General features: G+C 73.9%; 12 protein-coding genes. 5 read left to right on the forward strand and 7 right to left on the reverse strand.

Annotated elements, in window-relative coordinates; genetic code table 11:
• The first annotated feature begins 1 nt into the window (after window position 1).
• Window positions 2-457, forward strand: a complete 456-nt coding sequence (locus ACZ6I1_RS26310; RefSeq protein ID WP_469291117.1) for a Zn-ribbon domain-containing OB-fold protein — start codon at window positions 2-4, stop codon at window positions 455-457.
• Window positions 454-1,230: an enoyl-CoA hydratase/isomerase family protein gene (locus ACZ6I1_RS26315; RefSeq protein WP_469291119.1), complete on the forward strand. Its 777-nt coding sequence runs from the start codon at window positions 454-456 to the stop codon at window positions 1,228-1,230. The genes ACZ6I1_RS26310 and ACZ6I1_RS26315 overlap by 4 nt, the downstream gene beginning before the upstream one ends.
• Before the next feature lie 50 nt (window positions 1,231-1,280).
• Here ACZ6I1_RS26315 and ACZ6I1_RS26320 read toward each other — a convergent pair whose 3' ends face one another.
• The 4 genes from ACZ6I1_RS26320 to ACZ6I1_RS26335 all read right to left on the reverse strand — a co-directional run bounded on the left by ACZ6I1_RS26320 (window position 1,281) and on the right by ACZ6I1_RS26335 (window position 5,949).
• On the reverse strand, window positions 1,281-1,769 hold the full coding sequence (locus tag ACZ6I1_RS26320; protein ID WP_469291121.1) for a hypothetical protein: 489 nt from the start codon (window positions 1,767-1,769) through the stop codon (window positions 1,281-1,283).
• Window positions 1,770-1,887: 118 nt separating this feature from the next.
• Window positions 1,888-2,385, reverse strand: a complete 498-nt coding sequence (locus tag ACZ6I1_RS26325) for a peptidylprolyl isomerase (RefSeq protein WP_469291123.1) — start codon at window positions 2,383-2,385, stop codon at window positions 1,888-1,890.
• A gap of 117 nt (window positions 2,386-2,502) precedes the next feature.
• Entirely contained in the window at window positions 2,503-4,905 is a 2,403-nt protein-coding gene (afsK, locus tag ACZ6I1_RS26330) for a protein serine/threonine kinase AfsK (protein WP_469291124.1), read from the reverse strand.
• 249 nt (window positions 4,906-5,154) lie between these two features.
• Window positions 5,155-5,949, reverse strand: a complete 795-nt coding sequence (locus ACZ6I1_RS26335; protein ID WP_469291126.1) for a VOC family protein — start codon at window positions 5,947-5,949, stop codon at window positions 5,155-5,157.
• Between the two features lie 340 nt (window positions 5,950-6,289).
• On the opposite strand from ACZ6I1_RS26335, the gene ACZ6I1_RS26340 reads away from it, so the two are divergent.
• On the forward strand, window positions 6,290-6,937 hold the full coding sequence (locus ACZ6I1_RS26340; RefSeq protein ID WP_469291128.1) for a TetR family transcriptional regulator: 648 nt from the start codon (window positions 6,290-6,292) through the stop codon (window positions 6,935-6,937).
• A 57-nt stretch (window positions 6,938-6,994) separates the two neighbouring features.
• On the opposite strand, the gene ACZ6I1_RS26345 is transcribed toward ACZ6I1_RS26340, so the two are convergent.
• Together ACZ6I1_RS26345 and ACZ6I1_RS26350 are read right to left on the reverse strand one after the other, a co-directional pair.
• Entirely contained in the window at window positions 6,995-7,477 is a 483-nt protein-coding gene (locus ACZ6I1_RS26345; RefSeq protein WP_469291130.1) for a nitroreductase family deazaflavin-dependent oxidoreductase, read from the reverse strand.
• Window positions 7,477-8,739, reverse strand: coding sequence for an acyl-CoA dehydrogenase family protein (locus ACZ6I1_RS26350; RefSeq protein ID WP_469291132.1), 1,263 nt, complete (start codon window positions 8,737-8,739; stop codon window positions 7,477-7,479). The genes ACZ6I1_RS26345 and ACZ6I1_RS26350 overlap by 1 nt, the downstream gene beginning before the upstream one ends.
• A 170-nt stretch (window positions 8,740-8,909) precedes the next feature.
• Here ACZ6I1_RS26350 and ACZ6I1_RS26355 point away from each other — a divergent pair, with 170 nt between their 5' ends.
• Complete coding sequence (locus ACZ6I1_RS26355) at window positions 8,910-10,118, forward strand: thiolase C-terminal domain-containing protein (RefSeq protein WP_469291133.1); 1,209 nt, start codon at window positions 8,910-8,912, stop codon at window positions 10,116-10,118.
• Window positions 10,119-10,144: 26 nt separating this feature from the next.
• On the opposite strand, the gene ACZ6I1_RS26360 is transcribed toward ACZ6I1_RS26355, so the two are convergent.
• Entirely contained in the window at window positions 10,145-11,665 is a 1,521-nt protein-coding gene (locus ACZ6I1_RS26360) for a serine hydrolase (protein WP_469291135.1), read from the reverse strand.
• A 73-nt stretch (window positions 11,666-11,738) separates the two neighbouring features.
• Here ACZ6I1_RS26360 and ACZ6I1_RS26365 point away from each other — a divergent pair, with 73 nt between their 5' ends.
• Window positions 11,739-12,413, forward strand: coding sequence for a pyridoxine/pyridoxamine 5'-phosphate oxidase (locus ACZ6I1_RS26365; protein WP_469291137.1), 675 nt, complete (start codon window positions 11,739-11,741; stop codon window positions 12,411-12,413).
• Window positions 12,414-12,525: the final 112 nt, after the last annotated feature.

The following is a 12,525-nucleotide window of genomic DNA, read 5'->3' on the forward strand; positions in this document are numbered from 1 at the left end:
CATGACCGCCGCCACCCCTGCCGAGGAATCGCTCCTGCTCCCCGTCCCCGACGAGGACGGCGCCCCCTTCTGGGAGTACGCCGCCCGCGGCGAACTGCGCGTCCAGGCCTGCACGGCGTGCGGCAGACTCCGCTTCCCGCCGCGCCCCTGCTGCCCGCACTGCCAGTCCTTCGACTCCGCGTGGCAGCTGATGAGCGGCCGCGGCCGCATCTGGTCCTACGTCCGGCCGTATCCGCCGCTGCTGCCCGCGTACGCCGCGCAGGCCCCGTACAACGTGATCCTGGTGGAGCTCGCCGACGCCCCGCACATCCGGCTGGCCGGAAACCTGGTGGCCTCTGCCGGCGCCCCGCTGAACTCGGTCGACCCGGCCCGGCTGCGCATCGGGGCGCGGGTGCAGGTGGTGTTCACCGACACGGGCGGAGTGGCGGTGCCGCGCTGGATCCTGGAGAAGTCATGACGCTGCGGGTGGAGCGGGACGAGGCGAGCGGGGTCGCGGTCGTCACCCTGGACCGGGAGCACCGGCACAACGCGATCGACCTGGAGACGGCGGCCGGACTGGCCGCGGTGTGGCGGGAGTTCCGGTTCGCGGACGAGGTGCGGGCGGTGGTCCTGACGGGCGCCGGGACGGCCGCCTTCTGCACGGGCATCGACCGGGGGGTGGAGGTGGCGCAGCCGGGGTCCCCGTACTCGGTCGACGATCCGCTGGTCTCCATCGGCCCGAAGGCCAACGACCTGTGGAAGCCGGTGATCGCCGCGGTCAACGGCATGGCCTGCGGCGGAGCCTTCTACCTGCTGGGCGAGGCGGAGTTCGTCATCTCCTCCTCCCGCGCCACCTACTTCGACCCGCACACCTCGTACGGGATGGTCAGCGCCTACGAGGCCGTGTACATGGCGCAGCGGATGCCCTTCGGGGAGGCCGCCCGGATGTCGCTGATGGGCACGGCGGAGCGGCTCTCCGCGCGGCGGGCGTACGAGATCGGCCTGGTCTCCGAGCTGGCCGGGCCCGGGGAGCTGCTCGAGACGGCCGTGCGCGCCGCCGCCACCCTGGCCGGCTTCCCGACCGAGGCCGTGCAGGGCACCGTACGGGCGCTGTGGTCGGCGAAACAGGCGGCGCTCCACCAGGCGCTGGCCCAGGCCCCGGCGCTGATCGCGCTGGGGAACCTGCCCCCGGAGCGGCAGGCGGACCTGTTCGCGGGCCGGCGGCAGCAGCCGGAGCCCCGGATCCGCTGAGGGGGGCCTGGCACCCGGGGCCGGCCCGCGGCCCCCGGCACGGCACGGCACTAGCCGATCCGGCCGACCAGGCAGTTCTGCACCTCGGCGGCCTTGCCGCCCTGCACCATCGGCACGGTGACGGTCTGCGTCTCCTTGCCCTTGAGGGTGACCCGGACGGAGGTGCGGTCGACGGCGCCGTTCGCGCCCTGGAAGGTCAGCGGTACGTCCACGGTCCGCGTCGCCGACACGTCGGAGGTGACCTTGAGGACGGCCTCGCTCCTGCCCGGGCCGGCGCACGTGACGACGACGGCGTGGGCGGGCGGGGAGGTCTTGCTCGGTGACGGACTGGCACTGCTGGTGCTGCCGTTGCCGCTGCTGTGGCTCTTCTTGCTCTTGGAGCTGGAGCAGCCGCCTCCGCTGCTGCTGCTCTTGCTCTTGCCCGAGCTCTTTCCGCTCCCGCTACCGCCGCCGCCGGTCGATGAGAAACCGGTCAGCGCGAACACCACGGTCACCAGTACCGCGGTCATCCTGATGTGACGTCCCGTCGCAGCCGCCATGGCCCGAACCCCTCCCGTTGGACAGACGGCCGGTCACGCTACCAGGCGGCGCCGGACACGGCGGCGGCCCCGGCCCCGGGAGGGGGCGGGGCCGACCGGCCGTACTGGCGGGTGCTGATCAGGCGGCGTCGACGATGCCCGAGGCCGCGATCTCGACCTTGCCCTTGGGGGCGCCGGACTGCGAGCCCAGGGCCTCGATCTGGTCGACGAGCTCCTGGCCCGAGACGACCTCGCCGAAGACGACGTGCTTGCCGTCGAGCCACGGGGTCAGGACGGTGGTGATGAAGAACTGCGAGCCGTTGGTGTTGCGGCCGGCGTTCGCCATCGACAGCAGGTACTTGCGGTCGTGCTTCAGCTGGAAGTTCTCGTCCTCGAACTTCTCGCCGTAGATGCTCTTGCCACCGGTGCCGTTGTGGTTGGTGAAGTCACCGCCCTGCAGCATGAACTGCGGGATGATGCGGTGGAAGCCGGAGCCCGCGTAGCCGTAGCCGTTCTGGCCGGTGCACAGCTCGCGGAAGTTGCGGGCGGTCTTCGGGACGACCTCGTCGAAGAGGTTGAAGACGATGCGGCCCTTGGGCTCGCCGTTGATGGTGATGTCGAAGTAGACGTTGCTCATGGGGTCCATCCTGTCACTCCCGGTGCCGTGCGCTACCCGGCGGGGCCGTTCGCCGTCCGGCCCCGGTGCGAAACGCAGGTCACCGGGACCACCCGAGGGGACGCGGTCCGGGCCGCCTCAGCCGCTCGTACGGGTGCCCGTGCCCTTCGCCGCGTCCAGGGCGTACACGCAGCGGTCCTTGCTGCACGCGTAGACCACGCCCGCGTCGGCGACCGGGGCGCCGGTGATCTCGCCGCCCGTGGCCAGCTTCCAGCGCAGCTGGCCGCCCGCCGCGTCCAGCGTGTACAGGCAGTGGTCGGCCGAGCCGAAGTGCACCCGGCCGTCCGCGACCGCCGGGAGGCCGGTGATCTCGCCGCCCGCCGCGAACCGCCACTTCGGGGTGCCGGTGACCGCGTCGAGCGTGTACAGGGCGCTGCCCGCGCCCAGGTGGACGTTGCCGTTCGCGACGAGCACCGGGTCCGGGGAGGTGCGCGCCTCCGTGGCGATGCGCCAGCGGTCCTGGCCGGTGGCCGCGTCCAGGGCGTAGACGGTGCCCAGGTAGTCGGCGAGGTAGACCCCGCCGCCGGTGACCGCGGCGCCCGGCGCAAAGGCCGGGGGCGCCAGGAAGACCGCCGGGGCCTCGAAGTGCCAGCGGACCCGGCCCGAGGCCCGGTCCACGGACAGCACGCGGGTGCCGGCGGCGACGTACACGTTGCCGTCGGGGGCCGGGGTGACCCGTACGGGGACGTTCCCGCAGGAAGCCGCGTCGCCGACCGGGTAGGACCAGGACTCGCGGCCGCTGCGGGCGTCGAGCGCGCGCAGCCGGGCGTCCTGCCACACGTACACGGTGCCGTCGTGGAGGACGGGGGCCGCCTCCGGGGTCTCGAAGTCGGTCTGCGCGCCGGTCAGCTCCCACAGCTTCTGGCCGTTGGACGCCTCCCAGCCCTGGACGCCGCCGCCGCGGGTGGCGGTGACCACCGTGCCGCGGTCCGCGCGCAGGGCGTACACCCAGGCGTCGGCGGACACCCGCCACCGCTCGGAGCCGTCGGAGGCGTCGAGCGCGAACAGGGAGGGGCCGTCGGAGGCGTGGATGCGGCCGTCGGCGACGGCCATGGACCAGGCGACGTCGCGGGTCTTGAACTGGCGGCGCCCGCTCGCCACGTCCAGGGCGTGCACCTCGAAGGAGGTGACGTAGAGCAGATCGCCGGCGACGGTGGGGGTGCCCCAGACGTCGTTGGACATGCGGAAGCGCCAGGGCCGCCAGCGGCCGCTGTCCGGGGCCGGGGCGGGGGACGGTACGGCCGCCAGCACGGCGGGGGCGGCCGCCGAGCCGCCCGGCGGGCGGATCCAGCCGGTCGCCGAGTCGGCGGCGGCGTGCCCGGCGGGCGCCGAGGCGCTCGCGCGCGGGCCGGGCCCGATCGGCACCGGGGAGCCGGCGAGCAGCACCGGCTCGCCCGACGGGGCCGGGGACATCGGCGGGTGGTGCGGGCGCTGCGGCACGGCTTGTCCGGTGCGCGGGTCCACCCACGCCTCGGCGCCGCGCGGGCGGCGGTGCGTGGCGGGGCCCGAGATCGGCCCCCGGGAGCCTGCTCCGGCTCCGCCGTCGCGGCCGGGCGCGGGGACCGGCACGGCCGCGGCGGGCGTGCGGTTGCCCGCCCGGCGGGCCTCGATCATCGCGACGGCCCGCGCGGGCAGCCAGGCCGAGGCCGTCCCGCTGTCGTCGCCGCCGTCGAAGAGGTGCGGGGCGAGCTGCGCCTGGAGGTCGGCCGGGGTCGGCCGCAGGGCGGCGTCCATCTGCATGCAGGACTCGATGAGCGGCCGCAGCTCGGCGGGCAGGCCCTCCAGGTTGGGGCCCTCGCGCAGCAGCATGAACACCGTCTCCACCGGGTTGGCCCCGTGGTACGGCGGGTGCCCGGTCGCGGCGAAGACGAGCGTGGAGCCGAGCGAGAAGACGTCGCTGGCGCCCTTGACGCTGCGCGAGTCCTTGGCCTGCTCGGGAGACATGTAGGCGGGGGTGCCGACGGCGACGTTCGTCATGGTCAGGCGGGTGTTGGAGACCCCGCTCGCGATACCGAAGTCGATCACGCGCGGCCCGTCCTCGACGACGAGCACGTTGGACGGCTTCAGGTCGCGGTGGACCAGGCCCGCGCCGTGGATGGACTGCAGGGCCTCGGCGATGCCGGCCGCGAGCCACCGCACGGCCTGGGCGGGCATGGGCCCGCACTCGTTGACGATCTCCTCCAGGGAGGGCGCCGGGACGTAGGCGGTGGCCAGCCACGGCACGGCGGCGCGCGGGTCGGCGTCGACCACGGCCGCGGTGTAGAAGCCGGACACGGCCCGGGCCGCCTCCACCTCGCGGGTGAAGCGCACCCGGAACAGCTGGTCCTCGGCGAGCTCGGTGCGCACCGTCTTGATCGCGACCCGCCGTCCGGACGCGGACCGCGCGAGATAGACCAGCCCCATGCCGCCGGCGCCGAGCCGTCCCAGCACCTCGAAGGGGCCGATCCGTCTCGGGTCGTGCTGCGTCAGCTGCTCCACCACTCGCCTCCACACTCCCCGTACGGGCCCTCGCTCCGGGCCCGCTTCCACCGGCACGCGACGCCGGTACGGGGCCTCGGCCCCGTGCAGCGTCTCACTCCGGGCGCCGCCCGGGTCGCGCAACCCCGATTCTGTCAGGCCCGCGCCCGGTCCGGCCCCGGCACGGCGAGCCGTACGGGGGTGGGATAGCCCACTGTCGCCCACGGTGCGCCGCGCCCGCCGGGCCATCGCCGGGCCACCGCCGGGCCACCGCTAGGCCGGCAGCCTCGTCCGGGGTTCCGAGAGGAGCCCGAAGACCGCCCCCTGATTGTCGGCGACGACCGCGATGCGCCCGTACGGGGTGTCGAAGGGCTCGGCGGTGACGCGGCCGCCGAGCCGCTGCACCATCGCCACGGACTGGTCGCAGTCGGGGACGGCGAAGTAGGCGAGGAAGTGGGCGGGCATGATCTCCGGGAAGGCGTCGGTGATCAGGCTGCGGCCGAGGACGGCGGTGTCGCTGCCGGGCGCGCTGCCGGGCGGGGACCAGACGCGGTACTCGACGCCGGCGTCGTTCTGGTCCTCGGGAACGTAGCCGAAGACCTTGGCGTAGAAGACGTCCACGGCATCGCGGGCGCGCGTGTAGACCTCGCTCCAGCAGTACGTGTACGGCTCCCGCTGGGCCTCGAAGCCGTGGTGGGTGCCGGGCTGCCAGAGGCCGAAGACGGCGCCGCCGGGGTCGGCGGCCATCGCGGCGGTCCCGTACGGGCCGACGGGCATCGGGTCCATGACCATCTGGCCGCCGGCGGCGCGGATGCGCTGGGCGCAGGCGTAGGCGTCGGTGGTGTAGAGGTAGATCCCCCATACGGTGGGCATCCGGCCGTCGGGCTTGGGGGCGAGGGCGGCGACGTTGCGGCCGCGGCTGTAGGCCTGGGTGTAGTGGCCGTACTCGGCGCCGGCGCTGTCCCCGAAGGTCCAGCCGAAGAGCTCACCGTAGAAGCGTTTGCCCGCCTCGACGTCCGGAAGTGAGGCGTCCACCCAGCAGGGTGCGCCTTCCGCGAATGCGGCCATGAGCCCGGTTCCTTCCGTTGTGCGGGGGTGTGTACCGTCCCACCTCTCCCACGCATCCCACCTCTCCCAGCCATGGTCCGCCCGAAAACTTGTCCACAGCCTGTTGATAAGACTATTCGGGGGAAACGCAGAGGAAGCGGGCGCCCCACGCGGGCGGGCCGGCACCGGCGGGGGTCCGGGGCGAGCGCCGGCGCGGATCCCGGGCGAGCGCCGGCGCGGATCCGGCCGGATTCCGCCCCCGCGGCCGGTGCGGACCGGCTCCGGTCCAGGCCAGGGACCCCGTAACCCCATTTGCAGGCGGCCGAATAGCGCGCCGATCACCCCTCGGTAAGCTGACGGCATGACAGGACAAGTACGCACCGTCGACGGGCGTGTCGCCGGCCGGCGCGGCCAGGCGACGCGGCAGAAGCTGCTCGACTGCCTCAGCGAGATGCTCAGCTCCTCGCCGTACCGCGACGTCAAGGTGATCGACGTCGCGCGCAAGGCCGGTACCTCCCCCGCGACCTTCTACCAGTACTTCCCGGACGTCGAGGGCGCCGTCCTGGAGATCGCCGAGGAAATGGCCACCGAGGGCGCGCAGTTGACGCAGCTCGTCGAGGGCCGCACCTGGGTCGGCAAGTCCGGCTGGACCGCCGCCGAGGAACTCGTCGAAGGCTTCCTGGACTTCTGGCGTCGCAACGACGCGATCCTGCGGGTCGTCGACCTCGGCGCGGCCGAGGGCGACAAGCGGTTCTACAAGATCCGCATGAAGATCCTCAACTCCGTCACCAACTCCCTCACGGAGTCGATGAAGGAGCTCCAGACCAAGGGCAAGGTCGACAAGGACGTGAGCCCCGCGGCGATGGCCGGTTCGCTGGTCGCGATGCTGGCCGCGGTCGCCTCGCACCAGAAGGGGTTCACGACCTGGGGCGTCAAGCAGGCCGAGCTCAAGCCGAACCTGGCGCTGCTCGTCCACCTCGGCATCACGGGCAAGAAGCCGACCAAGTGACGGCGGGCCCTGGAGAGGGTCCGCCGCCCCGGCACCGATGCCCCCGACCGCCTGTGATCAGCGACGCTCCAGGCGGAACAGCCTGATCTCGCGCTCGATGCGCGCCTGGTACGTCGCGTAGGGCGGCCAGAACCCCAGCACCGCCCGCCACGCCTCCGCACGCTCCTCCCCCGCCAGCAGCCGGGCCCGTACGGCGATGTCGCGGCCTTTCCAACTCACGGACGCGTCCGGGTGCTTGAGCAGGTTCCCGGTCCATGCCGGGTGCCCGGGCCGGCCGAAGTTGGAGCCGATGAGCAGCCAGCTCACCCCGTCCTCCTCCGGCATGCAGGCGAGCGGGGTGGTGCGCGGCTCGCCGGTCTTGGCGCCCTTGGCGGTGAGGATCAGACCCGGCAGCATCTGGGCGCTGAGGATGACCTTGCCGCGGGTCAGTCTGTGCACCGCCTTGTCCAGCGCGGGGATGAAGTGCGGTGCGATCTTGGCGAACAGCATGGTCGAGGAGACCTTCTGCATGAGCTTGACGCCGGGGGCCACGCGAGCCATCAGACGGCCACCTTCTCGGAAACGGGCGCGGACGCGGGGACGGACGCGGGTGCGGACTCGGGCGCAGGTGCGGACTCGGGCGCAGGCGAGGCGGGCGGGGTGAACAGGCCCGCGCGGTCCGCGGCGTACGCCCGCAGCCGGTGGACCGGACCGAACAGCAGCTCGTCGGCCGCCGCCCGCTTGAAGTAGAGGTGCGCGTCGTGCTCCCAGGTGAAGCCGATGCCGCCGTGCAGCTGGATCGCCTCGGCCGCCGCCGTCCGCAGGGCCTCCAGGGCCTGGGCGAGGGCGAGGGCTCCCTGCCGCGGGTCCCAGGCGGCGTAGTAGGCCGCCGAGCGGGCCGCCTCCACCTGCACGTACAGGTCGGCGAGGCGGTGTTTGACCGCCTGGAAGGAGCCGATCGCCCGGCCGAACTGCTCGCGCCGGCCCACGTACTCCACGGTCCGGGCGAGCGCCTGGCCGGCGGCGCCGACCGCCTCGGCGGCGAGCACGGCGGCGGCGGTACGGCCGGTGGCGGCGAGGGCCTCGAGCACGTCGTCCTGTTCGCTGCCCAGCAACTCGGCCGGTACGTCGCGCAGTTGGATCCGGGCCTGGGGGCGGGTCTCGTCCAGGGTGGTCTGCCGTTCCCGTACGAGGCCGGGCGCGTCCTCCCGTACGAGGAAGAGGAGGGTGCGGCTGCGGGCGAAGCCGCCGGTGTGCGCGGCGACCAGCAGCAGCGAGGCGCTGTGCCCGTCGAGCACCTGGGCGGCCTCCCCGTACAGCCGCCAGCCGCCGTCCGCTCCGGCGGCGGCGCGGGCCTGCACCCCGCCCGCGCGGCCGCCGCCGGACCACGGGCCGGCGGCGTTGTCGCCGGTCAGCGCGAGGGCCGTGGCCAGCGCCGGGCCGGGGACGGCCAGGGCGGCGGTGAGCCCGCCGGCGGCCAGCGGCGGGAGCAGCTCGGAGCGCTGGGCCGGGCTGCCGAGGGCGGTGATCAGCGGTACGCAGAGCGCGGCCGTGGCGAGCAGCGGCGAGGGCAGCAGCACCCGTCCGGTCTCCTCGCAGGCCAGCGCCAGGTCGGCGGGGCCGCAGCCGACGCCCCCGTACTCTTCGGCGACGGCGAGGCCGGGCAGCCCGAGCCGCTGGGCGAGCTGCTGCCACAAGTCGCGGTCGTGTCCGGCGCCGGTGCGGGCGGCGGCCTTGACCTCGTCGGGGCCGCAGCGTTTGCCCAGGATCTCGCGCAGGGTGCGGCGTATCTCGTCCTGCTCCGCGGTGAAGGCGGCATCCATCGTCGGGCTCCTCCTGGAGGCACCTCCCAGCGACAGCCGGGGGGCGAAACTGACGGGGCGTCATGTTAGGGCGGGCGGCGGCAGATGCACAGGGCCGGGCGGCGGCGGATGCTCGGGGCCGGGCGGCGCAGGTCTAGAAACTGACGCTGCGTCAGCTGTACGGTTCCGGCATGCCTGGACTCACACCCGGACCCCCGCCCGCCGCCCGCCCGCGCCGGAAGGTCGCGGTCGTCGGTGTCGCGCTCTCCGACTGCGGGCGGGTCGACGGCCCCACCCCGTACGCCCTGCACGCGCAGGCCGCCCGGCGCGCCCTGGCCGACTCCGGCCTCGACCGCTCCGTCATCGACGGCTTCGCCTCGGCCGGCCTCGGCACGCTCGCGCCGGTCGAGGTGGCCGAGTACCTGGGCCTGCGCCCCACCTGGGTGGACTCCACCTCGGTGGGCGGCTCGACCTGGGAGGTCATGGCGGCCCACGCGGCGGACGCGATCGCCGCCGGGCACGCCAACGCCGTGCTGCTGGTCTACGGGTCCACGGCCCGCGCCGACATCAAGGCCCGGCGGCGCACCTCGAACCTCTCCTTCGGGGCGCGGGGGCCGCTGCAGTTCGAGGTCCCGTACGGCCACACGCTGATCTCGAAGTACGCGATGGCCGCCCGCCGCCACATGCACGAGTACGGGACGACGCTGGAGCAGCTCGCCTCGGTGGCCGTGCAGGCGCGGGCGAACGCGGCGACGAACCCGGACGCGATGTTCCGCGATCCGCTGACGGTGGACGACGTCCTGTCCTCCGAGATGATCGCGGACCCCTTCACGAAGCTGCACTGCTGCATCCGCTCGGACGGCGGCTGCGCGGTGCTCCTGGCGGCGGAGGACTACGTCCCGGACACGGCCAAGGCCCCGGTGTGGATCCTGGGCACCGGTACGTCCGTCTCCCACACCACCATGTCGGAGTGGGAGGACTTCACGGTCTCCCCGGCGGCGGTCTCGGGCCGCATCGCGTTCGCGCGGGCGGGCCTGACCCCGGCGGACGTGGACGTGGCCGAGATCTACGACGCCTTCACGTACATGACCCTGGTGACCCTGGAGGACCTCGGCTTCTGCGCGAAGGGCGAGGGCGGCGCCTTCGTGGAGAAGGGCCGGCTGCTGCGCGACGGGGAACTCCCGGTCAACACGGACGGCGGCGGCCTCTCGGCCTGCCACCCGGGCATGCGCGGCCTGTTCCTCCTGGTCGAAGCGGTCCGCCAGCTCCGCGGCGAGGCCGGTCCCGGGCAGGTCGCGAAACGCGGCGGCGGCGGCCGCCGCCTGCCGGAGGTGGCCCTGGCCTCGGGCACGGGCGGCTGGTTCTGCTCGTCCGGGACGGTGATCCTGGGCCGCGGGTGACCCTGCGGACCTCCGTCAGACACCCCCTAGCCGGCCTTCTGGAAGGTGCCGAGGCCGTTGGCGTCCAGGTACTCCACCCGCATCTTGCCGTCGGTGAAGGTCACCCCGGTGCGGCCGATGGCGTTCTCGCCGACCGTCTCGAAGCTGAAGGTGTCCCCGTCGTAGTGGGTGAGGGGGAAGCCCGTCGGCTTCGGCCCCAGGCGCAGCACCAGCTCGCCGTCCGGGCCGGCGGTGACGGTGGCCCGCCCGTAGAACGGGTTGTCGTACGTACCGGTGTACGCGGCGTCCGCGCGGGCCGGCTTCGGGTCGGCGGGCGGCTTGGCGAAGTCCGTCTTCGAGCGGCCCTCGCCGAGCTGCTGCTTGTAGACCTCGGCCAGCAGGGGCAGCCAGTCCCGGCTGGGCCTGCCGTACTCGGCGGTGTCGACGAAGCCGAGGGCGAGGGCGTCGGGGAGGCCGACGGGGGCACCGTTGGTGAGCACCACGATGGCGAGCTTCTCGGCGGGGACCAGGGTGACGTTGGTGTTGGCGCCGAGTGCGAAGCCGCCGGCGTGGCTCAGGCGCAGCCGGCCGCGGTCGTCGTAGCGCACGTTCCAGCCGAGGCCGTAGAAGGCGGGCTGGGCGTTGGGCTCGGCGGGCGGCTGGCTGATGCTGTGCGGGACGTGGGTCTCGGCCAGGCCCTCGCTGTTGATGACCTGCCGGCCGTCGATCTTTCCGCCGCCCAGCTGGAGGCGCAGCCAGCGGGCCATGTCCCGGGCGTTGGAGCTGACGCCGCCGGCCGCGGTCTGCGCGTCGGCGTTGCGGACGTGGACCGGCTTCCAGGTGCCGTCACCGGTCTTGACGTGGGTCAGGGCGCGGTCGGCCGCTTTCGCGTAGTCACTGAAGCGGGAGCTGGTGTGGTTCATCCCGGCGGGTTTGTACAGCAGGTCCTCGGAGAGCTTGGCCCAGGGCACGCCCTTGGCCTTGGCGACGACCTCGGCGGCCGCGGTGAAGCCGAAGTTCGTGTACGCGTAACTGGTGCGGAACGGGCTGAGGGGCTCGTAGCGCAGGTGGGACAGGATGTACGACTGGTCGTAGCCCAGGTCCTCGAGGAGGTCGCCGGAGTGGTCCGGCAGGCCCGAGCGGTGCGAGAGCAGGTCGGCCGCCGTGACGTGCGAGCTGACCCAGGGGTCCTTGAGCGTGATGCCCTTGAGCGGCGCGTCGAAGCCGTCGGCGCCGAGGGCCTGCGCCAGGACGGTGCCGGCCACCGGCTTGGAGACCGAGGCCAGCTGGAAGACGGTGTCCGGGCCGACCTTCTGGCCCGGGGAGGCGGTGCTGCGGACGCCGAAGCCCTTGAGGTAGACGACCTTGTCGTCGTGGACCACGGCCACCGCCACACCGGGTACCCCGGTGCGCCGCATGCCGTCCCGCACCTGCGTGTCCAGTTTGTCCAGGGCCACCGTCACGTCGAAGCCGCCGGGGCTCGGCGACGGTGCGGCGGCGACGGCCGGGGCCGCCAGGGCGAGCCCTGCGACCACTGCCAGCCCCCTGCGCTTGCTGTTGCGTCGCATACGTCCATTGAACGCCGCTCGCGCGCCGGGCGCCCCCCGTGAACCCTTCGGCCACACCCCCTAGGCTCGCGGCATGACGAACGAGACGACCGCCGATGCGTTCCGTGCCGCCCTGCACTCCCTGCGCGTCTGGGACGTCCCGCTTCCCGGCTTCGACGCCGGGAGCGCGCCGGGGGAGCCGCTCGGGCTGTTCCGGGAGTGGTTCGTGCAGGCCGTCTCGGCGGGGCAGGTGGAGCCGCACGTCGTGTGTCTGGCGACCGTGGACGGGCAGGGGCGGCCCGACGTGCGGGTCCTGATGCTGCACGACGCCGACGAGCGCGGCTGGCACTTCGCCTCGCACGCCACCAGCGCCAAGGGCGTGCAGCTGGCGGGGCAGCCGGCGGCCGCGCTCGCGTTCTACTGGCCCACCGTGGGGCGCCAGGTGCGCGTGCGGGGCCGGGTCGGCGCGTGCGGGCCGCAGGAGAGCCGGGCGGACCTGGCGGTCCGCTCGCGCGGGGCGCTCGCCGCCGCGCTCACGGGCCGCCAGAGCGAGGTGCTCGGCTCGCGGGAGGAGCTCGTACGCGCCTCCGCGGAGGCCTGGGAGCGGGCCGGGGCCGAGCCGGACGCTCCGGCACCGACCTGGACGCGGTACGTGCTGGACGCGGACGAGGTGGAGTTCTTCCAGGGCGATGCCGCGCGCCGGCACGTACGGCTGCGCTACCGGCGCGATCCGGCCGGGGAGTGGGTGCGCGAGCTGCTCTGGCCCTGATCCACCAGACGCCCCCACCCCCTAGACGAGTAAGTCCGAAGTCTTCGTCAGTGGTCGTAGGCGATGAGTGATCGTGTGATGGCTGTGCCGTTGGCCCGGTTGTGCCAGATCG

It is taken from the genome of Streptomyces sp. NPDC046303 (genome assembly GCF_055588085.1).